Origin of the sequence: Campylobacter concisus (assembly GCF_002912425.1) — a bacterium.
Classification (GTDB): Bacteria; Campylobacterota; Campylobacteria; order Campylobacterales; family Campylobacteraceae; genus Campylobacter_A; species Campylobacter_A concisus_AH.
Window position 1 is genome coordinate 22340 of record NZ_POYR01000002.1, and the last position, 25621, is coordinate 47960.

At 42.0% G+C, this 25621-nt stretch carries 23 protein-coding genes; 17 read left to right on the forward strand and 6 right to left on the reverse strand.

The features are described 5' to 3' along the window. Window positions 1–10: 10 nt before the first annotated feature. The 12 genes from CYP84_RS00165 (at window position 11) to CYP84_RS00220 (ending at window position 12120) form a co-directional block, all read left to right on the forward strand. Window positions 11–934: an ABC transporter permease gene (locus CYP84_RS00165; RefSeq protein WP_258033858.1), complete on the forward strand. Its 924-nt coding sequence runs from the start codon at window positions 11–13 to the stop codon at window positions 932–934. After that, the gene (locus CYP84_RS00170) at window positions 931–1731 is read left to right on the forward strand and encodes an ABC transporter permease (RefSeq protein ID WP_103636277.1); all 801 of its coding nucleotides are present in this window, start codon (window positions 931–933) and stop codon (window positions 1729–1731) included. Before CYP84_RS00165 ends, CYP84_RS00170 begins: the two co-directional genes overlap by 4 nt. Beyond that, window positions 1728–2408, forward strand: coding sequence for an ATP-binding cassette domain-containing protein (locus CYP84_RS00175; protein WP_103636278.1), 681 nt, complete (start codon window positions 1728–1730; stop codon window positions 2406–2408). The genes CYP84_RS00170 and CYP84_RS00175 overlap by 4 nt, the downstream gene beginning before the upstream one ends. Beyond that, window positions 2405–3154 carry an ATP-binding cassette domain-containing protein gene (locus tag CYP84_RS00180; protein WP_103636279.1) on the forward strand — a complete coding sequence of 250 codons (750 nt, stop codon included), beginning with the start codon at window positions 2405–2407 and terminating at the stop codon, window positions 3152–3154. The genes CYP84_RS00175 and CYP84_RS00180 overlap by 4 nt, the downstream gene beginning before the upstream one ends. 26 nt (window positions 3155–3180) lie before the next feature. After that, window positions 3181–4257, forward strand: a complete 1077-nt coding sequence (locus CYP84_RS00185; RefSeq protein ID WP_103636280.1) for an epoxyqueuosine reductase QueH — start codon at window positions 3181–3183, stop codon at window positions 4255–4257. Window positions 4258–4367: 110 nt separating this feature from the next. Continuing rightward, window positions 4368–4814 carry a 3-hydroxyacyl-ACP dehydratase FabZ gene (gene fabZ, locus CYP84_RS00190; protein ID WP_004317884.1) on the forward strand — a complete coding sequence of 149 codons (447 nt, stop codon included), beginning with the start codon at window positions 4368–4370 and terminating at the stop codon, window positions 4812–4814. Between the two features lie 24 nt (window positions 4815–4838). After that, window positions 4839–5627, forward strand: a complete 789-nt coding sequence (lpxA, locus tag CYP84_RS00195; protein WP_103600252.1) for an acyl-ACP--UDP-N-acetylglucosamine O-acyltransferase — start codon at window positions 4839–4841, stop codon at window positions 5625–5627. Next, complete coding sequence (gene clpX / locus CYP84_RS00200; protein ID WP_021088133.1) at window positions 5627–6859, forward strand: ATP-dependent Clp protease ATP-binding subunit ClpX; 1233 nt, start codon at window positions 5627–5629, stop codon at window positions 6857–6859. The genes lpxA and clpX overlap by 1 nt, the downstream gene beginning before the upstream one ends. A gap of 9 nt (window positions 6860–6868) precedes the next feature. Beyond that, the gene (locus CYP84_RS00205; protein WP_002939972.1) at window positions 6869–7906 is read left to right on the forward strand and encodes a rod shape-determining protein; all 1038 of its coding nucleotides are present in this window, start codon (window positions 6869–6871) and stop codon (window positions 7904–7906) included. After that, window positions 7896–8651: a rod shape-determining protein MreC gene (mreC, locus tag CYP84_RS00210; protein ID WP_103636281.1), complete on the forward strand. Its 756-nt coding sequence runs from the start codon at window positions 7896–7898 to the stop codon at window positions 8649–8651. Before CYP84_RS00205 ends, mreC begins: the two co-directional genes overlap by 11 nt. Beyond that, a complete protein-coding gene (gene carB / locus CYP84_RS00215) occupies window positions 8651–11911 on the forward strand; it encodes a carbamoyl-phosphate synthase large subunit (RefSeq protein ID WP_103636282.1) in 3261 nt (1086 codons plus the stop codon). Before mreC ends, carB begins: the two co-directional genes overlap by 1 nt. Beyond that, complete coding sequence (locus tag CYP84_RS00220; RefSeq protein WP_180996345.1) at window positions 11908–12120, forward strand: hypothetical protein; 213 nt, start codon at window positions 11908–11910, stop codon at window positions 12118–12120. Before carB ends, CYP84_RS00220 begins: the two co-directional genes overlap by 4 nt. Window positions 12121–12171: 51 nt before the next feature. Here CYP84_RS00220 and CYP84_RS00225 read toward each other — a convergent pair whose 3' ends face one another. Both CYP84_RS00225 and CYP84_RS00230 read right to left on the reverse strand, forming a co-directional pair. After that, window positions 12172–13311, reverse strand: a complete 1140-nt coding sequence (locus CYP84_RS00225; protein ID WP_103636283.1) for an NAD(P)/FAD-dependent oxidoreductase — start codon at window positions 13309–13311, stop codon at window positions 12172–12174. Next, window positions 13308–14609 (reverse strand): MFS transporter, encoded by a 1302-nt coding sequence (locus CYP84_RS00230; protein WP_009294826.1) that lies wholly within the window; start codon window positions 14607–14609, stop codon window positions 13308–13310. The genes CYP84_RS00225 and CYP84_RS00230 overlap by 4 nt, the downstream gene beginning before the upstream one ends. A gap of 112 nt (window positions 14610–14721) precedes the next feature. Here CYP84_RS00230 and CYP84_RS00235 point away from each other — a divergent pair, with 112 nt between their 5' ends. Beyond that, window positions 14722–15363, forward strand: a complete 642-nt coding sequence (locus tag CYP84_RS00235; RefSeq protein ID WP_103636284.1) for a non-canonical purine NTP pyrophosphatase — start codon at window positions 14722–14724, stop codon at window positions 15361–15363. On the opposite strand, the gene CYP84_RS00240 is transcribed toward CYP84_RS00235, so the two are convergent. Beyond that, window positions 15356–16078 (reverse strand): tetratricopeptide repeat protein, encoded by a 723-nt coding sequence (locus CYP84_RS00240; RefSeq protein ID WP_103636285.1) that lies wholly within the window; start codon window positions 16076–16078, stop codon window positions 15356–15358. The genes CYP84_RS00235 and CYP84_RS00240 overlap by 8 nt on opposite strands. Before the next feature lie 93 nt (window positions 16079–16171). Between CYP84_RS00240 and CYP84_RS00245 the strand changes: the two genes are divergently transcribed. Together CYP84_RS00245 and rmuC are read left to right on the forward strand one after the other, a co-directional pair. After that, window positions 16172–17383: a saccharopine dehydrogenase family protein gene (locus tag CYP84_RS00245; protein WP_103636286.1), complete on the forward strand. Its 1212-nt coding sequence runs from the start codon at window positions 16172–16174 to the stop codon at window positions 17381–17383. A 249-nt stretch (window positions 17384–17632) separates the two neighbouring features. Then, window positions 17633–19165, forward strand: a complete 1533-nt coding sequence (rmuC, locus tag CYP84_RS00250) for a DNA recombination protein RmuC (protein ID WP_103636287.1) — start codon at window positions 17633–17635, stop codon at window positions 19163–19165. Between the two features lie 17 nt (window positions 19166–19182). On the opposite strand, the gene CYP84_RS00255 is transcribed toward rmuC, so the two are convergent. The 3 genes from CYP84_RS00255 to CYP84_RS00265 all read right to left on the reverse strand — a co-directional run bounded on the left by CYP84_RS00255 (window position 19183) and on the right by CYP84_RS00265 (window position 22324). Continuing rightward, window positions 19183–19815 (reverse strand): DUF6803 family protein, encoded by a 633-nt coding sequence (locus tag CYP84_RS00255; RefSeq protein ID WP_072593896.1) that lies wholly within the window; start codon window positions 19813–19815, stop codon window positions 19183–19185. A gap of 129 nt (window positions 19816–19944) precedes the next feature. Beyond that, entirely contained in the window at window positions 19945–20658 is a 714-nt protein-coding gene (locus CYP84_RS00260) for a TorD/DmsD family molecular chaperone (protein ID WP_103636288.1), read from the reverse strand. Continuing rightward, window positions 20651–22324 (reverse strand): 4Fe-4S binding protein, encoded by a 1674-nt coding sequence (locus CYP84_RS00265; protein ID WP_103636289.1) that lies wholly within the window; start codon window positions 22322–22324, stop codon window positions 20651–20653. The genes CYP84_RS00260 and CYP84_RS00265 overlap by 8 nt, the downstream gene beginning before the upstream one ends. A 154-nt stretch (window positions 22325–22478) precedes the next feature. Here CYP84_RS00265 and selA point away from each other — a divergent pair, with 154 nt between their 5' ends. Beyond that, window positions 22479–23804, forward strand: a complete 1326-nt coding sequence (gene selA, locus CYP84_RS00270) for an L-seryl-tRNA(Sec) selenium transferase (RefSeq protein ID WP_103636290.1) — start codon at window positions 22479–22481, stop codon at window positions 23802–23804. After that, on the forward strand, window positions 23801–25621 hold the full coding sequence (gene selB / locus CYP84_RS00275) for a selenocysteine-specific translation elongation factor (protein ID WP_103636291.1): 1821 nt from the start codon (window positions 23801–23803) through the stop codon (window positions 25619–25621). Before selA ends, selB begins: the two co-directional genes overlap by 4 nt.

Genomic DNA, 25621 nt, shown 5'->3' on the forward strand with positions numbered 1-25621 from the left:
TAGAGCCATTTTGAAAACAGCGATCTCAAGCCTTGGGTTGCTGTTTTTCATCTCATTTTTTCTATTTTTGCTCATATATTTTTTGCCAGGAAATGTCACTGACGCGATGTTTTCAAGAAGTGAGGCGATAAATTTAGCCATAAAAGAGCAAATTTTAGAAAATTTGGGGCTAAAAGATGGCTTTTTTGTGCAGTATTTTAGGTGGCTGGCTCACTTTGTCACTGGGGACTTTGGCACTAGCTTTGTAAGTGGGGCAAGCGTGTCGCTGCTCATTAAAGAGAGGCTTTTAAACTCGCTCATTTTATTTTTTGCTTCGTTTTTTCTGATAGCTCTTTTGTCCTTTTTCTTGGGGCTTTTAAGCGCCATTTATAAGAATAAATTTGCCGATATCTTTATAAATTTTAGCTCCTTTTTGCTGGCATCACTCCCTCATTTTTACATCGCACTTGTGCTAATAGCGATCTTTAGCGTCTATCTAAACGTGCTGCCAAGCTCTGGGGCAAACGAGCTAGGATCTAGCGGTGTTGGGGTAAAATTTATCATCTTGCCAACGCTTGCCATCATCTTGCCACACCTTGGCGCAAACGTGAAATTTGTGCGTGACACGCTAAATCAAAGCCTAAACGCTGACTTTATCCAGACGGCTCACGCTAGAGGTTTGGGGCGGGGCAAAATTTATCTCTTTGCGATAAAGCACGCAAGCACCGATATAGTCTATTATTTCGCCACTCTTGTGGCTGGCGTTTTTGCTGGCTCATACGTCATTGAGAGCATTTTTTCATTTCCAGGCATAGGCAAGCTTAGCCTTGATGCGGTGATCGCCAAGGACTATCCAGTCGCACTTGCGACCATTTTGCTAACGGCTGTTTTTGTCGTTTTTGCAAATTTGCTAGCTAAAATTTTCGCTATCTTGGCAGATAAGAGAAATTTATGAGAAAAGTCATATTTTTCCTAGCCTGTTTTGTCTTTTTAGCTCTTGTCACATTTGCCTTTGTGACGCCGTTTTTTTCTAAATTTGAACCAAATTTCACTGACTTTATGGCGGTAAATTTAGCCCCAAACGGCGAACACATCTTTGGCACTGACATCCTAGGAAGGGACAATCTCATAAGAGTTGCCTATGCGCTTAAAAACTCGCTTCTTGTCTTACTGCTAGCTGGCTTTTTAACGACGCTTTTTTCGCTCATCTACGCGTATTTTGGCACGAGCAAGAGCAGAGTTTGCGAGAGCCTTTTTGACAAGGGGCTTGATGCCTTTTTGAGCATACCAAACATCGTTTTTATCATGCTTTTTAGCTCATTTAGTAGCGGAGATCTCTTTATAACATCTTTTATCATCGCCATTTGCTCGTTTATGCAGGGTGCAAAAGTTTTTATGCAAAATTTAAGGCTTAATAAAAAGTGCGACTACGCCGAGCAGGCCGTGATAAATGGCGCTAGTAAATTTAGCCTTATATGCTTTGAAATTTTGCCAAATTTAAAGCATCTTGTAGTTAGTATCTTTGGCATAAATGCGATAAACGCGGTCGTCATGGAGGCAACGCTTGGTTTTTTTGGCGTGGGTAGCGACGCAAATAAAATAAGCCTTGGCATCATGCTAAATGAGAGCAAAGAAGCACTTTTTCTCGGCTCTTGGTGGATGGTGCTTTTCCCTGGCGTGACGCTTTTTTTGCTCATCCTCGCAACATCGATCATCACGTCAAATTCAAAAAATGGCAATATAAAAATATGATAGAGATTAAAAATTTAAACGTTTTTTATAAGGATAAGAAGCTTTTGTGTGAGCTTGATTTTGACATGAGCGAGGGTAAATTTGTAGGTATCACGGGTGCAAGTGGCAGCGGTAAATCGCTCTTTGCAAAGAGCCTAATAAGGCTTTTTGATGATCATTTTAGAGTGAGGGCGGATAAATTTAGCATTTATAAAAAAGATATCTTAAAGCTTAGTCAAAATGAGCTAAAAGAGCACCGAAAAAAGGTCGCTGCGCTCATCTTTCAAAACTCAGTTGCCAGCCTTCATCCGCTCTTAAACGTGGGCGATCACTTTAATGCCTATCTTGACGGCGATAATAAAACAAATAAAGAGCTTGCATTTGCTTATTTTAGGGAGTTTGGGCTGGGTAATGCCAATCTCATCTGGCACAAATACTCATACGAGCTAAGTGGCGGCGAGGCGAGCCGTGTGCAGATCGCTCTTGCGCTTTGCTTGAAGCCAAAAATTTTAATCTGCGACGAGATAACAAGCGGGCTTGATAGCATTAGCGGTAGCCACGTGGCGGGCATCTTGGAGAGTTTAAAGGGCAAGATGAGCGTCATTTTTATCTCGCACGATGAGGCGCTAACGAACTATCTTAGTGATGAGATTTGGCAGATGAGAGATGGGCGGCTAAATTTAAAGGAAAATGCGTGAAAATCAGGCTTGAAAACGTATCAAAAAGTTTAAGCTTTAAGGAGCATTTTAACGCTAGAGCTGAAGTGCTGCACCTTTTAGAGGGGATAAATTACGAGCTTGATGATGGCGAAAATTTAGCCATTTTGGGGCAAAGTGGCAGTGGCAAAAGCACGCTTGCAAAGCTCATATCATTTAGCGAGCCAAAAAGTGGGGGCAAAATTTATATAAATAATGAAGAGATCACGGACAAAAATGAGCTAAAAAAAGATATCAGATATATCTTGCAAAACCAAAAACAAGCCCTAAATCCAGCGCTAAAAGTAAAAACAGCTATCGCTCATGTGAGGTCATATCTTAAGCTTAGCTTTAGCGAAAATGAGCTCAAAGAGCTTCTAGCAAATCTAAATTTAAAAGATGAAATTTTAGAAAAATATCCGTCACAGCTAAGCGGCGGCGAGGCGACAAGGGTCGGGATACTGCTAGCGCTTCTTTCAAAACCAAAAATCCTAATCTGCGACGAGATAACAAGCGGGCTTGACAACGAGACGAAGCAAAAGATCATAAATTTGCTTTTAAGCTTAGATGAAAAGATCAGCATTATTTTTATCACGCATGATATTTTAAGTGCGATGAAGATAGCGCAAAAGGTGCTAATAATCGAATCTGGCAAACAAGTGGCTTTTGGTAAATTTGATGATCTTGCAAGCCAAAATGTCCTTAAAAAATACCTCGATGCAGCTAAATTTTATGACGCCAAACTTTGATATAATGCAAGCAAAAAAGGTCAAATTTGCTAGTTCATATCTGCTGCTCGGTCGATAGCCACTACTTTTTACAGCGCCTACGAAAAGACTATCCAAATGAGCGAATAGTAGGCTATTTTTACGATCCAAACATACATCCATATAGTGAGTTTTTACTGCGTTTTGAGGACGTGAAGCGAAGCTGTGAGAAGCTTGGCATCAAGCTAATATGTGGCGAGTATGACTACGAAGCTTGGCTTGGTGGCACAAAGGGGCTTGAAGATGAGCCAGAAAAGGGCAAAAGGTGCGAGTACTGCTTTGACTTTCGTATGAAAGACTCCGCTAAAAAAGCACTTGATCTTGGTCTAAATAAGATCACGACGACACTTTTGATGAGCCCAAAAAAGGACTTTACTCAGCTTAAAAAGGCGCTTGATGAGGCAGTTGCTGGCTCAAATTTAGAAGCGGTTGCGGTTGATTATAGAAAAAATGGCGGCACAAGCGAGCAGTTTATCCTCGCTAAAAAAGACAAACTCTATCACCAAAACTACTGCGGCTGCGTCTTTGCGCTAAAAAAACAGCGCGACTCTCAAAATTTGCCCCAAAGTGAGCTAATGAGCGAGCTGCACGCAAGGGCACTTTATGGCAGCATAGAAGCGAGGCTTGAGCTTTACAAAAAGGTGCGCCTTTGCGAGGCGAGAGGAGAGAAATTTCATCTTTTTAGAAGGCGATTTTTAAACTACAGACTTTTGCGCGCTAGTGTGAAATTTCAAAACGCTGTGGTGCCAAGCTACTTTGTGCTTTACTCTGGCTTTAAAAGAGAGAATTTAAAGCTTAATGTAGAGCGCGACTGCGAAATGGACAATGAGCTAAAAGAGGGCGCGATATTTATGAGCATAGAGTGCTTTAATAAATTTACAAATAGCAAATTTAAAAGCGTTGATGAGCTTTGTAAAAGACCGCTTGAGCTTGACGCTGAGATGAAATTTCGCCGTGATATAAGCGGGGAGTTTTCGCAAAATCCTATCATCATCTTAGACGAGGTCAAAAAGGGCAGCTACGAAATTTACGCAAAGGCTGTTTTTTACAACGACAGCGAAGAAATTTTGGTTTTAGAGGGCTAAATTTAGACCCATTAAGGCTAAATTTCAGAGATTTTAAAAGAGGCTAATAATTTTTTTCTTAGTATAAATTTGTTACAATCTGCCAAAATTTACATTACTAAGGCTAAAACGTGATAGACGTCGTAGAAATTCAAAAAATTCTCCCACATAGATTTCCATTTTTGCTTATCGATAGAGTTGTCGAGCTAGAGCCTGCGAAAAACATCGTCGCTTATAAAAATGTAACCATTGGCGAGCCGATATTTCAGGGGCACTTCCCAGGTCACCCGATCTATCCAGGTGTGATGATCATTGAAGGCATGGCGCAAGCTGGCGGCGTGCTAGCGTTTAAGAGCATGAGCGACGAGCATCAAGCTGGTATCGAGAACAAAGTAGTCTATTTTATGAGCATAGACGGAGCGAAATTTCGCCATCCAGTCCGCCCTGGGGATAGGCTAGAGTACAGACTAAACGTGCTAAAGCACAAGGGAAATATCTGGGTGCTTGAGGGCAAGGCATACGTCGATGATGTGCTATGCGCCGAGGCCGAACTAAAAGCGATGATAGTCGATAAATAGGCTTTTGCTTAAAAAAGAGAAACAATGAAAAATATCCACCAAACAGCAGTTATAGAAGATGGAGCGATAATAGGAGATGACGCAAATATCGAGGCTTACGCATTTGTAAGTAAAGATGCGGTCCTTGGCAACAACGTCACGATAAAACAAGGCGCAAGGGTGCTTGGCAAGACGAGGATCGGCGATAACTCTCGTGTATTTAGCTACGCGATCGTGGGCGATATCCCGCAAGATATCAGCTATAAAGACGAGGTCGATACTGGCGTCATCATCGGTGAGCACGCAACTATACGTGAGTTTTGCACGATAAACTCAGGCACGCACAAGGGCGATGGCATAACAAGGATCGGCGATAACGCCTTTATCATGGCATATTCTCACATCGCACACGACTGCATAATAGGCAACAACGTCATTTTGGCAAATAACGCAACACTAGCAGGCCACGTCGAGCTTGGCGACTACGCTGTTGTGGGCGGTCTTACGCCTATTCATCAGTTTGTTAGAGTTGGGGAAAGCTGCATGGTCGCAGGGGCTAGTGCGCTCAGCCAAGATGTAGTGCCATTTTGCCTAGCTGAGGGCAACAGAGCTTATATAAGAAGCTTAAATTTAGTTGGCATTAGACGTAGATTTGACAAAGAGCAGGTTGAAGAGCTTGTTCGCGCTTATAAATTTTTGTTTAATCAAGGCATCAGCCTAAAAGATCAAGCAAACGAGCTGATCGCAAAAACCAGCGACGAAAATGTTAAAAAAATGTGTAAATTTATATTAGAAACGACAAGAGGAATTCCGCTTGCAAAAGGAAGAGATTAATGGCTAGAAAGTGTAATTTTTGTGGCGAGGCTGAGTCTGCTGAGAGAAGATTATTAGCAGATATCGAAGGAAACGCCTATATATGCGAGTACTGTATAGCAGCAGCATACGATATGATACATGGTGATACGAGTGTAGAAGAGAGTAAAAACGATGAGGCGATAGAGTATCAAAAGCTCACACCAAAGGAGCTAAAAGCGGTACTTGATAACTACGTGATCGGTCAAGATAGGGCTAAAAAGGTCTTTAGCGTCGGCGTATATAACCACTATAAGAGAATTTTTAAACAAAGCGACATCAAAGACGACACCGAAATTTCAAAGTCAAACATCTTGCTTGTTGGTCCAACTGGAAGCGGCAAGACGTTGATGGCTCAGACTTTGGCGAGATTTCTTGACGTGCCTATAGCAATTTGCGATGCGACAAGCCTAACTGAGGCTGGATATGTCGGCGAGGACGTTGAAAACATCTTAACAAGGCTCTTGCAAGCTGCAAATGGCGACGTGAAAAAGGCGGAGCAAGGCATTGTATTTGTCGATGAGATAGATAAGATCGCTAGAATGAGCGAAAACAGAAGCATCACAAGAGATGTCTCAGGTGAGGGCGTGCAGCAAGCGCTTTTAAAGATCATCGAAGGTAGCGTCGTAAATATCCCACCAAAAGGTGGTAGAAAGCATCCAAATCAAGACTTCATCCAGATAGATACGACAAATATCTTATTTGTTTGCGGCGGTGCATTTGACGGACTTCTTGATATCATCGAGCGCAGAGTTGGTAAAAACGTACTTGGCTTTAACCAAGAAAAACGTGGCAAAAACGAAAAAGAAAATTTACTAAGCCTGCTTGAGCCAGACGATCTTGTAAAATATGGCCTCATCCCAGAGCTCATCGGCAGACTTCACGTGGTGGCTACTTTAAATGAGATAACAAAAGAGGATATGGTTAAAATTTTGACCGAGCCAAAAAATGCGATATTAAAACAATATCAAAAGCTTTGTGCGATCGACGGCGCTACGCTTAAATTTGATGATGAGGCGCTTGAAGAGATAGCGAGCCTTGCTATCGAGCGAAAGACTGGAGCAAGAGGGCTTAGAAGCATAATGGAAGAGCTCATGACAGACATAATGTATGATCTGCCAGAGCTAAAAGACTACGATATCGTGATCTCAAAAGAGACGGTAAAAGATAAGGCAAAGCCGATTTTGGTAAAGCACAATAAATTAACAGCGTAAAGGAAATAGATGTTTTTAGATCAGGTTATAGGTTTTTTCTCAAGTGATATGGGTATAGATTTAGGTACGGCAAACACTTTGGTTTTGGTAAAAGATAAGGGAATAATCATAAATGAACCATCAGTTGTTGCGGTAAGACGTGAGAAATATGGAAAACAAAAAATTTTAGCAGTCGGTCACGCTGCAAAAGAGATGGTGGGAAAAACTCCTGGCGACATTGAGGCGATAAGACCGATGAGAGATGGCGTTATCGCGGACTTTGACATGACAGAAAGGATGATACGCTACTTTATAGAAAAGACTCATAGAAGAAAAAATTTCTTACGCCCAAGGATCATCATCTCAGTTCCTTACGGACTTACTCAGGTTGAAAGAAAGGCTGTTAGAGAGAGCGCACTAAGTGCTGGTGCAAGAGAGGTATTTTTGATAGAAGAGCCTATGGCAGCAGCTATCGGAGCAAATTTACCAGTTCGTGAGCCACAAGGCAACCTTGTAGTTGATATCGGCGGTGGTACGACTGAGATCGGCGTCGTCTCACTTGGCGGTCTGGTAATATCAAAATCTATCCGCACAGCTGGTGATAAGATAGATAGCAGTATCGTTAACTACATAAAAGAAAAATACAACTTACTAATAGGCGAGAGAACAGGCGAGGAGATAAAGATCGCTGTGGGCTCTGCTGTGCAGCTTGAAAAAGAGCTAAGTGTAGTGGTAAAAGGACGCGACCAAGTGAGCGGTCTTTTAAGCAGGGTTGAGCTAACAAGCGAGGATGTGAGAGAGGCGATGAGAGAGCCACTAAAAGAGATCGCAGATGCGCTAAAAACTGTGCTTGAGATGATGCCGCCTGATCTTGCTGGCGATATCGTAGAGACTGGTATCGTGCTAACTGGCGGTGGAGCGCTCATTAGAGGGCTTGACAAGTTCTTGTCTGATATCGTTAAACTTCCAGTATTTGTAGCTGACGAGCCGCTTCTTGCTGTTGCTAGAGGCACAGGCAAGGCACTTCAAGAGATCGGACTTTTACAACAGCTAACAAATGAAGAGTAAGATTGTTCTTTTTGTTTTTATAGCGTTGCTTGCTGGCGCCTCGATGTTTAAGGGCGAAATTTTAAGCAACATCTCTATTAAATTCAGCAACTACGCTATAAATTCATACGACAATTTTGCCAAAAGCGTGAAAGATTATATAAATGAATATTTTAGGCAGGCTAGCGAGATAGAAAAACTAAGAGCGCAAAACAAAGAGCTAGAGCGCTCAGCCACGCTTCTATCTACTTTTGCAAACGAGCTAAATCAAATTTTAAAAGATAAAAACTCAACTGCCTACGCCCCAGCCGTAAAGCTAGTAAAAGGGCTTAGCTACGTGCATATTGGGGATTATAATAAAATTTGGATAAGCGAGTTTGAAGGATACGACCCAAATAAAATTTACGGGCTCATCTATCAAGGAAGCAGTGCTGGCATCGTCATCGCAAAAGATGGCAAGCCTCTAGCTTACTTGCAAAATGACCCAAAAAGCATATTTGCAGTCTATATAGGAAATGACAAAATTCCAGGCGTCGCGCATGGAAATCAAGGTCAAGTAATTGTGAAATTTATCCCACAATGGCTCAGCCCAAAAGAGGGCGACGAGGTCTTTACGAGCGGGCTTGACGGGATATTTTTTAGTGGGGTGCCAGTAGGGCGCGTGAGTAAAATTTTAAAAGAGAGCTCCTATCAAAGCGTGATAGTAGAGCCCTATGCAAAGCTAAACATACCAAACTACCTATACGTTGTAACAAAGGAAAAATGATGCCAAAAAGAACAGATATAAATACCATTTTGCTAATCGGCTCAGGCCCTATCGTCATCGGTCAAGCCTGCGAATTTGACTACTCAGGCACGCAAGCAGCCAAGACGCTAAAAGAGCTTGGATACCGCGTAGTGCTCATAAACTCAAACCCAGCCACCATCATGACTGACCCAAATTTCGCCGATGCAACGTATATAGAGCCTATCACAAAAGATAGCATTTTAAAGATCATCGAAAAAGAAAATATTGACGCCATTTTGCCAACTATGGGCGGACAAGTAGCGCTAAATGCCGCTATGGAGGTCTTTGAGAGCGGTCTTTTAAAGGATGTCAAATTTCTTGGTGCAAACCCAGAAGCGATAAAAAAGGGCGAAGATAGACAAATTTTTAAAGCAACCATGCAAAAGATCGGCATGGACCTGCCTGAGAGTAGATATGCTTATAACATGGATGACGCGCTAAATGCGGCAAATGAGATAGGCTTTCCGCTCATCATAAGAGCTAGTTATACGCTTGGCGGCGCAGGAAGCGGAGTGGCTTATAATATGGATGAGTTTAAAGAGTTAGCCAACACAGGCCTTGACGCAAGTCCGATACATGAAATTTTGATAGAAGAGAGCTTGCTTGGCTGGAAAGAGTACGAGATGGAGGTCATCAGAGATAGAAATGACAACTGCATTATCGTCTGCTCGATCGAGAATTTCGACCCAATGGGCGTGCATACAGGCGATAGTATCACGGTCGCACCAGCACTAACACTCACAGATAAAGAGTATCAGGCTATGCGTGATGCTAGCTTTGCCATACTTCGTGAGATCGGCGTTGATACTGGCGGCAGCAATGTGCAGTTTGCCATAGATCCAAAAACAGGCCGTATGATCGTTATCGAGATGAACCCACGAGTTAGCCGCAGCTCAGCACTTGCTAGTAAAGCTACTGGCTATCCGATCGCAAAGGTTGCGACGCTGCTCGCAGTTGGTTTTAGCTTAGATGAGATCAAAAACGACATCACAGGCACGCCTGCTAGCTTTGAGCCGGTGATTGACTACATCGTGACAAAGATCCCACGCTTTACATTTGAGAAATTTCCAGGATCAAACCCATATCTAGGCACTGCGATGAAGTCAGTTGGCGAGGTCATGGCTATTGGCAGGACATTTAAAGAGAGCATCCAAAAGGCGCTTTGTAGCCTAGAGCGTGATCTTTGCGGATTTAACAGCCTTAGTTTAGAGAAAAACGCTTTGATTTATGGCATCAGAAATGCAAATGAGAGAAGAATTTTATATCTAGCGCAGGCTTTTAGAGATGGCTTTAGCGTGGCTGAGGTGCATGAGTTTAGCAAGATTGATCCTTGGTTTTTGGAGCAAATTTATGAGATAGTTAAATTTGAAGATAAGATCGACATGGATATCTTAAACAACGAAGAGCTACTGCGAGAGGCCAAAAGCATGGGCTTTTCAGATAAGATGATAGCCGTGCTTATAAATGAAAAAGACGATCTTGAGCTTAGTCAAAATGATATCTATTTTGCGAGAGAGAAGCTTGGCATCGAGCTTGAATACAATGAGGTCGATACTTGCGCGGGCGAGTTTAAGGCACTAACGCCGTATCTTTACTCAACCACAAATATCACTAAATTTCCTAAAAAAGAGCTAGCAAAAGAGGCTAAAAAGGTGATGATAATAGGCGGCGGTCCAAACAGGATCGGCCAGGGCATAGAGTTTGACTACTGCTGCGTGCATGCAAGCTACGCCCTAAGAGACCTTGGTGTAAAGACGATAATGTATAACTGCAACCCAGAAACCGTCTCAACCGACTACGATACGAGCGATATCTTGTACTTTGAGCCTATAGATTTTGAGCACGTGAGAGCTGTCATCGAGCGTGAAAAGCCAGACGGCGTGATCGTGCATTTTGGCGGCCAAACTCCGCTTAAATTTGCAAAACGCCTAAGCGTGATCGGTGCTAAGATCATTGGCACAACTGCAAGAGTGATCGATGTGGCCGAGGATAGAAAGAAATTTAGCGAATTTATAAATAAAATAGGCGTCCTTCAGCCTAAAAACGATACCGCCACTAGCCTAGAAGAAGCTTTGCAAAAGGCCGCTACTATCGGCTACCCAGTGCTCGTTCGTCCAAGCTACGTTTTAGGTGGTAGAGCGATGAGAAGGGTGCATAACGAGAGCGAGCTAAAAGAGTATATGAGTGAGGCGGTAAAGGTTAGCAACCACTCGCCAGTGCTACTTGATAAATTTTTGCAAGACGCAAAAGAGCTCGACGTAGATGCGATATGTGACGGCAAAGAGGTCTATATAGGTGCGATAATGGAGCATATCGAGGAGGCTGGAATTCACTCTGGCGACTCAGCTTGCATATTGCCACCGATGAGCTTAAGCGATGAGATGATAAAAAAAGTGGAGAGGCAAACCAGAGATATCGCGCTAAATTTAGGCGTTGTAGGCCTTATGAATATCCAGTTTGCCATCTATGAAAACGAGCTTTATATGATCGAGGTAAATCCTCGCGCGAGCAGGACCGTGCCATTTGTGAGCAAGGCTACTGGCGTGCCTATGGCGAAAGTAGCTACAAGAGTTATGTGGCAGGGAAATTTACGTGAGGCACTTAAATTTTATGATGATTACAAGGTCGTTTATGAAGATGGCGACATCTTAAAACCTCGTGTGAGCTCGCATGTTTGCGTAAAAGAGTGCGTGCTACCATTTAACAAGTTAAGCGGTGCCGATCTCATCCTTGGCCCTGAGATGAAGAGCACGGGCGAGGTCATGGGTATCAGCCACGACTTTGCAAGCTCATTTGCAAAGAGCCAGATCGCTGCGAGCAACACTTTGCCAAGTAAGGGCAGGGTATTTTTAACGCTAGCTGACGCTGATAAAACTTACGCGCCAGACCTTGCAAGAGATCTCATAGCGCTTGGTTTTAGCATTGTCGCAACTGGTGGAACGCATAAAATTTTAAGCGAAGCTGGCGTGGAGGCTGAGTTTGTCTATAAGATAAGCGAGGGCAGACCAAACGTAGAAGATAGGCTTAAAAACGGCGATATAGCACTTGTTATAAATACAAGCGATACAAAATCAAGCGTGGATGACGGCAAAAAGATCCGCCAAAATGTACTTAGATTTAAGATTCCATATTTTACAACTATCCGCGCAGCACTCGCAGCTGCTAAGTCGCTAAGCACAGTTCAAACTGGCAAAGCACTCGAGGTAAAAAGCCTACAAGAGTATCTAAGCAAGAGATGAATCAAAAAGAGTGTGTAATAGAAGCGTTAGCTAGCCTTGGTGGTATGGCAACGCTTTTTGATCTTTACCATGAAACTGATGTTAACACTTGGGGCAGCAAAACTCCATTTGCTAGTATAAGACGGATAGTTCAGACTAATAAAGAATTTTATAAGACCAGAGCTTGGCTTTGGGGACTTTGTGAGCTTGCGAGCTTAAGCAAAAAATAGTAATTTTAGTGGCAGTTTTGGATGCCACTATAAATTTCACTTTCTATTTGATTAACTATTTTTTAAAGCGCTAGCTACCTTTAAAGCACTTGCAAAGGCTAGATGCAAGTTATATCCGCCAAGCATACCAGTGATATCTAAAACTTCTCCTATAAAGTAAAGCCCTTTTACACTTTTACACTCTAAATTTTCATCTAAAAAATTAGTTTTTACGCCACCTTTTGTAACTTCAGCCCTTTCAAAGCCAAATGTCCCAGCTGGAGCAAAATGATATGCAAAAAGCCTTTTTATGATGCTCTTTTCATCATCACTAAATTCATAAAATGCCCTATCTTTTAAACCAAAATTTCTTAAAAACTCCAGCACAAATCTCTTTGGCAAAGGTAAAACTGAACTAAGCTGCTTTTTGCCATTTACTAAATTTTTCTCACTAAATTTAGGCAGAAAATTTATGCAAATTCGACCCTTTTGCCAAAAGAGTGAGGCGTTTAGTATCGCTGGACCACTTATGCCTCTATGTGTAAAAAGCAGATCACCACTAAATTTATAGCTCTCATTTTTGGTATTTATCACTACATCTGCGCTTAGACTAACACCACTAAGCTCTTTAAACCAAAACTCATCTTTTTGCACGCTAAAGCCAACAAGAGCAGGGGCAGGCATTGAGAGCTCAATGCCAAATTCGCTAGCTATCTTATAGCCAATATCGCTTGCGCCAAGGGCTTTGTAGCTTAGTCCGCCACTTGCGATGACTAAATTTCTAGCTCTAAATTTCTCATCTTTTGTCAAAATTTCAAAAATTTCATCTACTTTTTTGGCGCCAAGAACCTCTTTGTTATAAAAAATCTCTGCATTTTGCCTTTTTAAAAGCAGGCTCAAAACGCTCTTTGCACCGCTATCACAGAAAAATTGATTTTGCTTTTGCTCGCTAAATTTAAGCTCACTAAAAAATCTCAAAACCTGATCAAAGCTTAGCACTTTTAAAATTTGCTCTATAAATTTCTGCTCGCCAAGGTAGTTTTTAGCGCTTACGAAGCGGTTTGTGATGTTGCATCTGCCGCCACCGCTTGCCAAGATCTTTTTGCCAGCGCTACTGTTTTTTTCTAAAATGGCAACCTTTTTGCCCTTTAAATTTGCCCCTAAAAAGAGCCCGCTAGCGCCAGCACCAACGATAATGACGTCGTAGATCAAAACTTCAAGCTCTCTTTTAAGGCCGCCTCGCTTGTTAGGCGAGAGTCAAATTTGATCACTTGATTTTTCTCATTTTTATAATAATCCACCACACCTTTTTGGCTGTTTAGTAGCTCTAAATTTAGGCTCGCTTCTGGGCTTAGGTAGATATTTTTAAAAATTCTTGGATCACTCAGGCTAAAGAGCAAAACAAGCCAGATCACGCAAAGCACCACGCAGATGATGGCAAGCACTTTAAAACCAAAAGCGTGCATGATGTATCCGCCAAACGCGCCCCCAACGAAGCTTCCAAAGTAGCCAAATGAGTTAAAGATGCCAAGAGCGGTGCCTTTTTGTGAGGATTTTACAAATTTCGTCGCGGTTGATTGCATGATTGGCTCGTGAAGGTTAAAGCCTATAAAAAATACCGCGATGCCAACCACAAAGAGAAATTTCGTAAAGCTAAGGGCAAAAATGGCGTAGGTTAGGGCAAAAAGTAATGTGCCAGCTATCAAGATGACCTTGCTAAGCCCCTTGCCATCGCCAAGTGCGCCAGCTAGCCCCATAGCCAAAAAGCCAAGCACAGCGCCAAGCGTATAGACCTTGTAAAGCTCGCCACTCTCATAGCCATACTCTTTTACTAAAACGATCGGGATCACTAAAAATGCGATGCTTGTGAGCATCTTTTGCATGAAAGAGGTGAAATTTATGATCATGTAGTCTTTTTGTAAAAATAGCTTGCCAAATGGCACCTTTTCAGCCTTTGCGCTCACTTTTATCTCTTTTGGCACGACGGTGTAGAGCAGCACGACGCAAAGCAAGCTAAGTGCGGCGCTTAGATAAAAGAGGCTTGAAAGCCCGTAGTCCTTGGCAAGAAGCGGTCCAAGCACCATCGAAAGCGTGAAGCTAAGCCCTATAAAAGCGCCCATGATCGCCATGGCTTTTGAGCGGTTTTCCTCAGCTACAAAGTCGCTTATCATCGCTGTTGCCACGGCTCCTACGGCTCCTACACCTTGTAAAAATCTACCAAAAAGCATCGTGTAAATTTCACTTGCCAGCGCGCAGACGATAGAGCCAGCCACAAATATCAAAAGGCCGATAGTTAGTGCTTTTTTGCGGCCGATCTTATCTGAGAGAGCGCCAAAGGGCACTTGAAATATCATCTGTGAGATCGCATAGACGCCTACTATTAGCCCCACTAAAAACTCATTTGCGCCGCTTAAATTTAGCGCATAGAGGCTAAGCACCGGTAGGACTATGAAAAGCCCAAAAAATCTGCTAGCTACAATAAAAGATAGTGGCAAAACGCTTTTTAACATAAATTTTCCCTTATTTTTAAAAGGACTAAGTTTATCATTTTAACACTAATTTAAATTTAAAAATTTAATCTACTTTTTTGTAAAATACGCCCAAAAATCAAGGAGTTTTGCGATGAAAATCGTGCTTGCGACATCAAATTTAGACAAAGTAAAAGAGATAAAAGAGTTTTTAAAAGGCTATGAAATTTACGCTTTAAGTGAGGTTGTAAAGCCATTTGAGATCGTTGAAGATGGTAGCACTTTTCAGCAAAATGCGCTCATAAAGTCAAGAGCCGTCTTTGCAAAGCTTAAAGAACAGGGGCTTGAGGGCGAATTTGTCTCACTTAGCGATGATAGTGGCATCAGTGTGGATGCGCTTGGTGGTGAGCCAGGGATCTACTCAGCGCGCTACTTTGACCTTGATGAAAATGGCAAAGTGTGCGGCAAGAACGCAAATGACGCAAACAATAGAGCAAAGCTAATTAGCAAGCTAAAGGCGCTAAATTTAAAGAGCTCACCAGCTCACTACACCGCCTGTATCGCTATTAGCTCGAAATTTGGCGACTACACGACGCATGGCTTTATGTATGGTGAAGCGATAGATGAGGAGCGCGGCACAAACGGCTTTGGCTACGATGCACTCTTTATCCCAGATGGCTTTACAAAGACGCTTGGCGAGCTAGATAACGAGACAAAGCTTAAAATTTCTCATCGCTCAAAAGGGCTTGAACTTGCAAATTTCGTACTAAAGAGCCTAAAGAAAAACTTTAGTTAAGCTCCTTTAGCCCTTTGCTGGCTCGCTCCAAAAGGCCCAGCGCGCGAGGGTTTTGCTCTTTACCTTTTAAAATTTCAAGCACTTCTTTGTAGTTTTTGGCGGCTTGATCTTTTCCATCAAGCTTTGCTAGGTCGTTAGCGACCTCTATTAAAAGCTCTGATCGCACAAGCTCGTTATTGCTTAGATCTGGCGTGATATCAAGTAAATTTAACGCTAAAATGTGCTTGTCGTAGGCTTTTGCAAAGTCATTTTTCATGTAGTAGGTGCTGCCGATGGACTTTATGCAAAGCAGCTCGTCACGCATCGGCGTATTTGAGTTGGTGTCATAAATTTTTTGAGCTTCATAAAAGCTAGCAAGCGCTTCGTCGTATTTGCCTAGCATCTTTTCTGCTGCGCCTATGTTTTGATAAGAGCGAGCTAGTAGCAGTTTGTCACTAACGTTTGCCGCGAGTTCTAGGGCTTTTTGCGAGAGCTCTAGTGCCTTTTGAGGCTCTTTATTTACCATACACATGCTGGCGCCATTTATTAGCGAAGTGATCGCCTGCTCGGTGTTGCCCTCTTTTAAGCAGACATCAGTCGCTTGCTCGGCTAAATTTATAGCGCGAGCTAAATTTCTATCACTTTTATAAAACTCATTCACGCTTTCTTGCACTAGCTCGTCGCAGCTACTTGCAAAGAGGCAAATAGGCGCTAAAAATGGCAAAATTTTCTTCATCTTTTTACCTTTAAAATTTGGCTCATTTTACCTTTTGAAGCTAGAAATTTATATTAACTTTGCTAAAATCACTAAAATTTTAAGGAGCCAAAAATGTCAAATATCTTAATCATCGGAGCAGGTGGCGTTAGCCAAGTCGCAACCGTAAAATGTGCGATGAACTCGGACGTTTTTACAAATATCACCCTAGCAAGCCGCACAAAAAGCAAGTGCGACGCGATCGCTAAATTTATAAAAGATCGCCTTGGCGTGCAGATAAATACCGCGCAAATCGACGCTGACGACACAGCGGCCGTGGTGGAGCTCATCAAACAAACAAAGGCTGACTTGCTTCTAAACGTCGCGCTGCCGTATCAAGACTTAACCCTTATGGACGCTTGCGTAAAGGCTGGCATACCTTACATCGACACCGCAAACTACGAGCACCCAGACACTGCAAAATTTGAGTATAAGCTTCAGTGGGCGAAAGATGGTGACTTCAAAAACGCTGGCACCATGGCGCTTCTTGGCTCTGGCTTTGACCCAGGTGTGACAAACGTGTTTTGCGCCTATGCACAGCAAAATTTATTTGACGAGATCCACGAGATCGACATCCTAGACTGCAACGCCGGCGATCACGGCTATGCTTTTGCGACAAATTTCAACCCAGAGATAAATTTACGTGAAGTTAGCGCAAATGGCCGCTACTGGGAGGCTGGCAAATGGATCGAGACAAAACCTATGGAGATCATGTTTAAGTGGGACTACCCAAAAGTTGGCGTCAAGGACAGCTACCTGCTCTATCACGAGGAGCTTGAAAGCTTAGTTAAAAACATCAAAGGGCTAAAGAGAATTCGCTTTTTTATGACCTTTGGACAAAGCTATCTAACTCACATGAAGTGCCTAGAAAACGTGGGAATGCTACGCATCGACGAGGTCGAGCATAACGGCATGAAAATCGTGCCGATCCAGTTTTTAAAGACGCTTCTACCTGACCCTGCAAGCCTTGGCCCACGCACAAAAGGCAAAACAAACATCGGCTGCGTGATACGTGGGCTAAAAGATGGCAAAGAGCGCCAAGTCTATATCTACAACGTCTGCGACCACGAGGCTTGCTACGCTGAGACAGGCGCGCAGGCTGTTAGCTACACCACAGGCGTGCCAGCGATGATCGGCTCGCTAATGGTCGCAAAAGGCATCTGGAGCGGCAAAGGCGTCTTTAACATGGAAAACTTCGACGCAAAACCTTTTATGGACGAGCTAAATAAGCAGGGGTTGCCGTGGGAGATGATAGAAATGAAGCCAGGCGAGAGATACGAAGTTTAAAATTTAGACTCTTTAGGCTTGTCTTTTTCTACTTATATTTCGTTGAAATTCGATTTTTAATGCTCACGTATCACATATACGCTCCGCTTAAAAATCGAATTTCGTCTCGTCTAAGCGAAAAATACTTCGCCTAAATTTATTAAATTTAACCACTAAATTTTATCTCTCCTTTTCAGTTGCAAGCTATTTTTCACAACTCTTTTACAAATTTTCAAATATAATAAAGCCAAAATTTAAAAGGAAATTTTAGTGCTAACGATAGAAAATTTATATATTTTGGTGGCAGCTCTTGCGCTTCTTTGCGTGATACTAGTAGCTTTTTTGATAAATGCAAATTTGCAAAAGACAAAGCAAAGAGAAGCTTTAGAAAATTTACAAGATGAGCTAAAAGATAGCGAGCGACTAAATATCGAGCAAAGAGCAAAGCTTGAAGCAAATAACGACAAGATAAATGAGCTAGCTAAAAATTTAGACGAGTATAAAATTTCGCTCAAGCAAAAAGATGAAAAAGAGGACGAGCTAGAGCGCGAGCTAAGGCGTCTAAACGAGGAGCTTGGCAGCCAGACAAAGATGGCTGAGATGGCAAAGTCGCTATCTTTAAATTTGCAAAACGAGCTTGGCGCAAAAGAGGATGAGCTAAAAAGATCAAATGAGAGTGAAAATGAGCTAAAACGCGCTATCGTCGCACTAAAAAGTGAGATCGAGGCCAAAGAAAATATCCTAAGATCGCAAGAAGAGAATTTAAAAAAGGTGAAAAACGAGCTAAATTTAGAGTTTGCAAACCTTGCAAATAAGATATTTGAAGAAAAAAGTGCAAATTTCTCAAAAAATAGCAAAGAGTCGCTTGAGCTCTTGCTAACGCCACTTGGGGAGAAGATAGTAAGCTTTGAAAAGAGGGTAAATGACGCCCACAGTGACTCGCAAAAGAGCGCAGGCGAGCTTAGTGCGCAGCTAAAAGAGGTGGTCGAGCTTGGCAAAAATATGTCAAAAGAGGCAAACTCGCTAAGCACGGCACTAAAAGGCAGCAACAAGGTCCTTGGTAACTGGGGCGAGATGCAGCTTGAGCGCACACTTGAGGCTGCTGGACTAGAAAAGGGCACGCACTACGTGACGCAAGAGGGTTTTGACGTGAGCGGCAAAAAGCTCATACCTGACTTTGTCATAAATTTCCCAGACGACAAACAGATGATAATAGACAGCAAAGTCTCACTCCATGCCTACGAAAAGGCGGTTGCGGCGGCTGACCCGGCGCAGAGCAAACTAGCCCTTGGCGAGCATATCGCCTCAATAAAAAAGCACATCGACGAGCTAGCTAAAAAAGACTACTCATTGCTTGTGAAAAGCCCTGATTTTGTGCTGATGTTTGTGCCAGTTGAGCCGGCATTTTTGGAGGCTTTGAAATTTGATCCAAATTTGTTTAACTACGGCTATGAGAAAAAAGTGGTGCTGGTCTCGCACACGACGCTCATGCCGCTACTTCGTGTGGTGGCAAATTTATGGCGTATGGAAAATGGCAACAAAGAGGCAAAAGAGATATTAAAGAGTGCAAATGAAATTTATGAGAAATTTTGCACCGTCGCTGAGAAGCTAAATAGGCTTGGAAACTCGGTGAGATCGATAAATGATAACTTCAACGAGGTCGTTAAAAGCGTGAGCGGACAAGGTGGGCTTGATAGCAGGCTGGAGAAATTTAAAAGGATCGCTATAAATCCCAAAGATACGCAGATAAAAGAGCTTGAGGCAAGACCTAGAGAGATCTTGCTAGCTAGCTCTAAAGAGTAAATTTGGAGCTTTTAAATTTAGTGATGCATGTGCATATTAGTTGAGTTATCATCACTCATATTTTGCATCATCATATTCATATGCATCTCACCCATATTTTGCATCATCTTGTGGTGATCGTGCATTGGCATATCTGCTGGCATGTTCATTGGCATATTCATATGCATACCCATCTCACCGTTTTCAGCCTTGTAGCCAGTTATGGTAGGATCAACCATGCCAAATATCATTGCGACGTGTGCGACGATCAAGGCAAATATGAGTAGGAAAAAGTGAAGCTTTAGCTTTGCCTTTTCGCTTGCGTTTTTGTAGATCAAATTTAGCTCTAAAAGCGCGATGCCAAGAAGTGGTATGACGCTGATGAGATATGAGTAGACAGCGATGACATCGGCATATCCACGCCATTTTATACTTGGATAAATTTTTGCCATAAAATAGATCACAAGAGCTGTAAAATAGACCCCAAGCACTATGCCAGCAAATTTGCCAACAGCCTTATAGCCAGCATTTTTACCGCTATCCATGTGATACATAGTGAGAAACTCCATCGCCACTAAAAGCTCCGTAAGCCCCACAGGTATCACCATGAAGAGAATTAGATTGTAAGGTTGATTGAGCGATAAAAGCTCCATATAGTGTGTCATTACCATTGTAAATCCTTTGTAAAAAATTTAAAGAAGCTTACTACCAAATTGCTAATAATCATAAAATATCAAGATAACAAATTGAAGCGGATGTTAAATTTACTCCTAGCTCGAGTAAGAGCAAATTTAACCATTTTAGTCTTTAAACTCGTGTGAGATGACTGGGGAGAATTCCTCCCAGTGAAGCTTAGTTTTAAAAGTTGGCATCTTGCTTTGATAAGGCTCTTTTTTAAGCGCTGCAACCGCGACGCTATCGCCTTGTGGCTTGGCTGGTGCCTCTAGGCTTAAAACGGCTCTTTCAAGCTCGATGAAGTCTTTTAAAATGATCGCATATGAGCGGAAGAAATTTGCATTTTTATGAGCTAAAAGTAGCGAGCCAAACTCATCTATAAATAAATTTAAAGTCTCGCCAAATAGCTTGTCACTGATATTTTTTGCGCCATTAAATTCATCACTTAAAAATGTTGCCATCGCTAAAAATATAAAGCCAACATAGTCCTCGCTATCCTTGCAAAGCTCCTTATCACGCCTATATGGGCTAAGGTTTAGGCAGTGTATCACCCTAAGTCTAGCCGCGCCGTTATCTCTACCCTCTTCATAAAATGAGGCGCTTAAAGGGATATTTGTAAAGCCAAAAAGAACGTCATTTTGCTCGCTTGTAAGCTCATCAAAGCTAAATTTATCTAAATTTGCAAACGCCTCTGCACTTTGCTCGCTCAAAGGATTTTGCGCTAGGTAGCTAAGCTGCTCTTTCCATCTCGCAAACCCCTCATCACTGGTGTGAAAAAAGAGTGGATATGCCAAAAATTCGTAAAAATATGCCCTTGCTTTTATGATATTTTTATCCATTTAATAAATCCTCTTTCATCGCGTTTAGCTGGGCTTGCACCATGATCTTTGCCTTGCAGTCAGCGCAGCAGTAAAGTGACTTGATCTTGGCTCTGTCGTTGCCAAAACGTGGCTGCATGATCGCTGCGATCTTTTCGACCGCTTTTTTAGTCGCAAACTCTTTTCCGCACTCCACACAGGCAAATAACTCGTCATGCGCAAGCTCGCTATAAACGAAAAACTCAGGCTTAAGTGCTAGCTTGCCGACCTCAAGTGAGATGGTGTTTTTCTCAGCGCAGCTTAGCTCGCAGTAGCCGCAGGCGGTGCAAACGCTTGGGTTAAATAAAATCGAATTCGTCTTTTTATCAGCCACTAAAGCGCTTACGTTACAAGCTCCAACACAGCTAAGGCAGAGCGTACAGGTATCAGTGTTTATCTTGACCTCGCCATATCTTATCATCTCGCCAGTTTTTACCACGCCAAGATCGCTCTCTCCTACGATAAACTCAAGTCTTTTGGCAAAAATTTCTCTCTTTGGCAGCGCGTATTCGTTGATAGAGTGCTGTGAGCCATCAATTAGTTTAGCCTTTTTTAGCGCATTTTCAAGGCTAGCCTTGTCTTTTGCGTGATAGATCGCACTCTCTTTAAATTTAAGCTCATAAATTTGATTTAAGATGCTAATGGCGTCCTTTTCGCCCTTGCCAAGGCTCTTGCTATATAAAATCACACTCGAGCCACTCTCTTGCAAAAGTGTCAAAAAGTGCGTTTGGCTTAAGAAGTGGGCGGCTGAGATGGCAAAAGGCAGGACATTTTCTGGTAGGCTCACGTTTAGCTCATCTAGGCTCATCTCCTCAGGTACGATGAGTGGGATCTTGCCTTTGTAAAGCTTTGCCACAGCGGCAAATGAGCTTTGTGGCATTAGTGTGTAGTCGAGCGCGCCACTAGGGCAGACGCTGATGCAGTTTCCGCAGTTTGTGCAGTCGATCGCTGAAAAGATAAGGTGCTTTGTCTCGTCCTCTTTTAAGATAGCAACCGTTGGGCAAACCTCGGCGCAACGACCGCAAATTTCAGTCCTGCGCTCGTGATACTGGCAGATTGATGAGTCGTATTGAGTAAAGCTTTTGTATCTAAATTTTGGGCTTTTTGCATTTAAAATTTCAACCACTTTTTCATCTTTTAGCCCTGAAATTTCGTAGCAACCGCTTTGTTTTAGCATATAGTCCCTTGCGTTTTCAACCAAGAAAAAGTCGCAATCAACCTCAAATTCGTCATTTGCTCTAAGCACCAAAACGCTTAGCTCACCAGCAGCGCCATATATAAATTTAACCTCAAAGTGTGTAAGCTCGATCACTTTGTAGCCATTTTCTTTTAGTAAATTTGCTAACTCTTCGCGGCCTGAGTTGCTAACTATGACAACATTTTTGCCGACCTCTTTTTCGTAATCCACATCCTTTGCCATGTCAAAGGCGCTAGCTCTTGCCTCGTAGAGTAAAAGTGTGTTTTTGGCTTTTTCTAAGACGCTTGCGGTGGTATTTTTAAGATAGAAATTTATCTCAGGTGCGATGATGTTTGCTTTTAGCTTTGGAGAGTTTGAGACTAGATAGTCGCCATTTTCGTTGTTGATCTCTATCTGCTCATTTAGCATCAAAGCATCGTCAAAATCGTTATAAAAGCCAAATTCTTTCATTGTTTCTCCTATTATCAAAAACGGGCTTATTCTAATATTAATGGGATTAATAGACTCTGAAATTTATATCCTCTTTTTTTGCTCTAAGTTTTAATTTATAATATTTTTATGTTAAAATCACGGCTTGGTAAAACTAACTTACTAGGAGCGCAAATTGAACGATTTAAGAAATATCCCACAAGTTGATAAGATCATAAAAAACGAAGCATTTTGGGGGCTTGATACGAGTTTAGTCACTATGCTTGCAAGGCAAATTTTAGATGAGGTTAGAGCTAAAATTTTAAATGAAAACGCAAGTTTTAGCGGCGATGAGATAATAAATTTGATCCTAGATGAGTATGATAAATTTAACGAAGCAAGCCTTCAAAGGGTGCTAAATTTAACTGGTGTCACCATACATACAAACCTTGCTAGAAGCGTCATCGACAAGGAAATTTTAAACCGAGCTACACCTGTTATCACTGGCTACTCAAATCTTGAATACAACCTAAAAACAGGCAGCCGAGGTAACAGATATGACTACGTTGGCTCGCTCATCGCAAGAGCCTTTGGTTTTGAGGACGCCATCGTTGTAAATAACAACGCAAGCGCTGTATTTTTGGTGCTAAACACCTTTGCAAAGGGCAGAGAAGTGGTCGTTAGCAGGGGCGAGCTAGTCGAGATCGGCGGCAGTTTTAGAGTGCCAGAGGTGATGGCAAACGCAGGCTGCATCCTAAAAGAGGTCGGCACGACAAATAAAACTAGGTTAAAGGACTACGAAGAGGCGATCAGCGATGAGACGGCGATGCTTGTAAAGGTTCATAGATCAAATTTTGACATCGTTGGCTTTAGTGAAGAGACCACGGCAAATGAGCTAAGCGAGCTAGCAAGCAGGCGAAATTTGATAGATTATTTCGATCTTGGCAGTGGATTTTACGGAAATTTACCATTTAACTTAGACAAAAACGAGCCAGATCTAAAAAATTTAAAAGATGTTTCGCTAGTTAGCTTTAGCGGTGATAAGCTGCTTGGCGCGGTGCAGTGTGGCATAATAGTTGGCAAAAAAGAGCTCATCGCAAAGCTTAGAAAAAATCAGCTTTTAAGGATGCTTCGCGTCGATAAAGTGATCATCTCGCTTTTGGCTGAGAGCATAAAAGCTTATCTAAACAAAGAATTTGAGCTTATCACAACGCAAAAACTGCTTCACAAAAGCGTAAAAGAGCTTGAAAGCTTAGCAAATTTTATAAATAAAAATTTAAAAAATCCGCTTGAGATAGTGCGAACTTCGACCTTTGTAGGGGGTGGTGCTATGCCAAATAAAAAGATCCCAAGCGTGGCACTTGCATTTAGTGGAGAGGCAAATTTAAACGAGCTAAAATTTAGGCAAAAAAGAGTGATCGGCCGCATAGAAAATGATAAATTTATGCTCGATCTTAGATCGCTTTTAGATGAGGACGTAGAGACGCTAATAAAAATAATAAATGGAACGGAAGAAAAATGAGTTTAATAATAGGAACAGCAGGGCATATCGACCACGGCAAAACCGCGCTTATAAAGGAGCTAAACGGCTTTGAGGGGGACAATCTTGAAGAGGAGAAAAAGCGTGGCATAACGATCGATCTAAGCTTTTCAAATTTAAGCAAAAATAGCGAAAATATCGCATTTATCGACGTGCCAGGGCATGAAAATCTCATAAAAACGATGATAAGTGGCGCATACGGCTTTGATGCGTGCTTGTTTGTGGTGGCGGCAAATGACGGGCTCATGCCTCAAAGCTTGGAGCACCTTGAAATTTTAAATCTTCTTGGCGTGAAATCTGTGATCGTTGCGCTTACAAAGTGCGATCTAGTAGATGAAGCCACCATAAATTTAAGAAAAAAAGAGATAAGAGATGAAATTTCTAAATTTAAAAACCTGCAAATTTTAGAAATTTTTGCCGTTAGCATAAAGGATAAGGCGAGCATCGATGAGCTTAGAAACTACCTCTTTACGCTAAGAGCCAAAAAGCGCGATGAGGACGGCGTTTTTAGATACTACATCGATAGGGTGTTTAGTCTAAAAGGTATCGGAAATGTCGTAACTGGCACCGTTATAGAGGGAAGCGTTAGTAAAAACGAGAAGCTTTTTAACTACGACGCTGGCAAAGAGGTGCTAGTAAGAAGCGTGCAAAGCCACGATAAATTCGTTGATAGCGCCGGAGTTAGCAGCCGCGTGGCGCTTAATCTAACTGGCATAGAGCTTAGCGAGCTAAAAAAGGGTCAGCTACTTAGCAAAAAGGGCTTTTTTAGGGGATTTAGAGAGGTTGATGCAGTCGTAACTGCTAAAAATCTCATCCACTCTCAAAGCGTGACATTTTGCGTGGGCGCTAAAAACGTGCCCGCAAAGGTGCTAATCCTTAGCCAAAAAGATGATAGCTACTTTGTGAGCTTTAAATTTCAAAGCGATATGTTTTTGAAATTTGACGAGGCCTTTGTTCTCATATCAGATGCGCGCGTGATAGGCGGTGGTAGGGTGCTAAATCCTGTGCTTGAGCCACTAAAAAAGGCTGGTAAAATTCTCTTTTTAGCCTCGCTTTTAAAGCATGATTTTGTTGAAGCCTTTTCTATACTTAAAGAAGCCCACAAAAATGGTTTTGGCATCATCTCTTCTTATCAAAGATTTGGTCTAAGTCACGAAGAGGCCTTGGCAGTTGCTAAAAAAGTCTCAAACGTCTTTGTCGATGAAAAGGCTTTAAATATCTACGATCTAAGCGCGGTTGAGCGGATAAAATCAGCCATTAAATTTATGATAGAAAAGAATGAATTTGCTGTCTTTTCAGCTCAAAGTATCAGCCTAAAACTTGCTTGGGCTAGTCAAAATTTAGCACAAAAAGCGCTTGATGAGCTTGAAAGTATAAATTTAATCTCAAAAGATAGTGGCGTCTATACAAAAAAAGGCGTTGATCTTAGCAAACTAAAAGTTAGGCTTGAAGAGAAAATTTATGAAATTTTAGAAAGTGGAAAGCTAGCCCCAACTGCGCCATATAATATATATGATGAGTTAGAGATCGATAGGGTTAGTGGCGATAACGCTCTTAAAAAACTAACCGCAATGGGCAGGGTCGTAAGGCTAGAGCATAACCTTTTTATAACTAGAAATTCGCTAAAAATGGCACTTGATAAGCTAAGAGAGATCATAAAAAATCAAGGCTTTGTAAATGTCACAAACGCAAAAGATGAGCTAAATTTAAGTAGAAAATATATAATCGCCTACCTTGAGCAGCTCGATCTTGAGAGTGACATAATGAAGCAGGGAAATGATAGAGTTTTTCGCGGTTAG

What these genes read in the sequence shown, in the direction of transcription:
- mreC (WP_103636281.1), top strand. Translation starts at nt 7,896, where the DNA reads ATGAAGAGTAAGATTGTTCTTTTTGTTTTTATAGCGTTGCTTGCTGGC.
- CYP84_RS00255 (WP_072593896.1), bottom strand. Translation starts at nt 19,815, where the DNA reads ATGGTAATGACACACTATATGGAGCTTTTATCGCTCAATCAACCTTAC.
- CYP84_RS00245 (WP_103636286.1), top strand. Translation starts at nt 16,172, where the DNA reads ATGTCAAATATCTTAATCATCGGAGCAGGTGGCGTTAGCCAAGTCGCA.
- CYP84_RS00265 (WP_103636289.1), bottom strand. Translation starts at nt 22,324, where the DNA reads ATGAAAGAATTTGGCTTTTATAACGATTTTGACGATGCTTTGATGCTA.
- carB (WP_103636282.1), top strand. Translation starts at nt 8,651, where the DNA reads ATGCCAAAAAGAACAGATATAAATACCATTTTGCTAATCGGCTCAGGC.
- CYP84_RS00230 (WP_009294826.1), bottom strand. Translation starts at nt 14,609, where the DNA reads ATGTTAAAAAGCGTTTTGCCACTATCTTTTATTGTAGCTAGCAGATTT.
- CYP84_RS00235 (WP_103636284.1), top strand. Translation starts at nt 14,722, where the DNA reads ATGAAAATCGTGCTTGCGACATCAAATTTAGACAAAGTAAAAGAGATA.
- CYP84_RS00205 (WP_002939972.1), top strand. Translation starts at nt 6,869, where the DNA reads ATGTTTTTAGATCAGGTTATAGGTTTTTTCTCAAGTGATATGGGTATA.
- CYP84_RS00170 (WP_103636277.1), top strand. Translation starts at nt 931, where the DNA reads ATGAGAAAAGTCATATTTTTCCTAGCCTGTTTTGTCTTTTTAGCTCTT.
- CYP84_RS00240 (WP_103636285.1), bottom strand. Translation starts at nt 16,078, where the DNA reads ATGAAGAAAATTTTGCCATTTTTAGCGCCTATTTGCCTCTTTGCAAGT.
- CYP84_RS00220 (WP_180996345.1), top strand. Translation starts at nt 11,908, where the DNA reads ATGAATCAAAAAGAGTGTGTAATAGAAGCGTTAGCTAGCCTTGGTGGT.
- CYP84_RS00260 (WP_103636288.1), bottom strand. Translation starts at nt 20,658, where the DNA reads ATGGATAAAAATATCATAAAAGCAAGGGCATATTTTTACGAATTTTTG.
- clpX (WP_021088133.1), top strand. Translation starts at nt 5,627, where the DNA reads ATGGCTAGAAAGTGTAATTTTTGTGGCGAGGCTGAGTCTGCTGAGAGA.
- CYP84_RS00175 (WP_103636278.1), top strand. Translation starts at nt 1,728, where the DNA reads ATGATAGAGATTAAAAATTTAAACGTTTTTTATAAGGATAAGAAGCTT.
- selB (WP_103636291.1), top strand. Translation starts at nt 23,801, where the DNA reads ATGAGTTTAATAATAGGAACAGCAGGGCATATCGACCACGGCAAAACC.
- lpxA (WP_103600252.1), top strand. Translation starts at nt 4,839, where the DNA reads ATGAAAAATATCCACCAAACAGCAGTTATAGAAGATGGAGCGATAATA.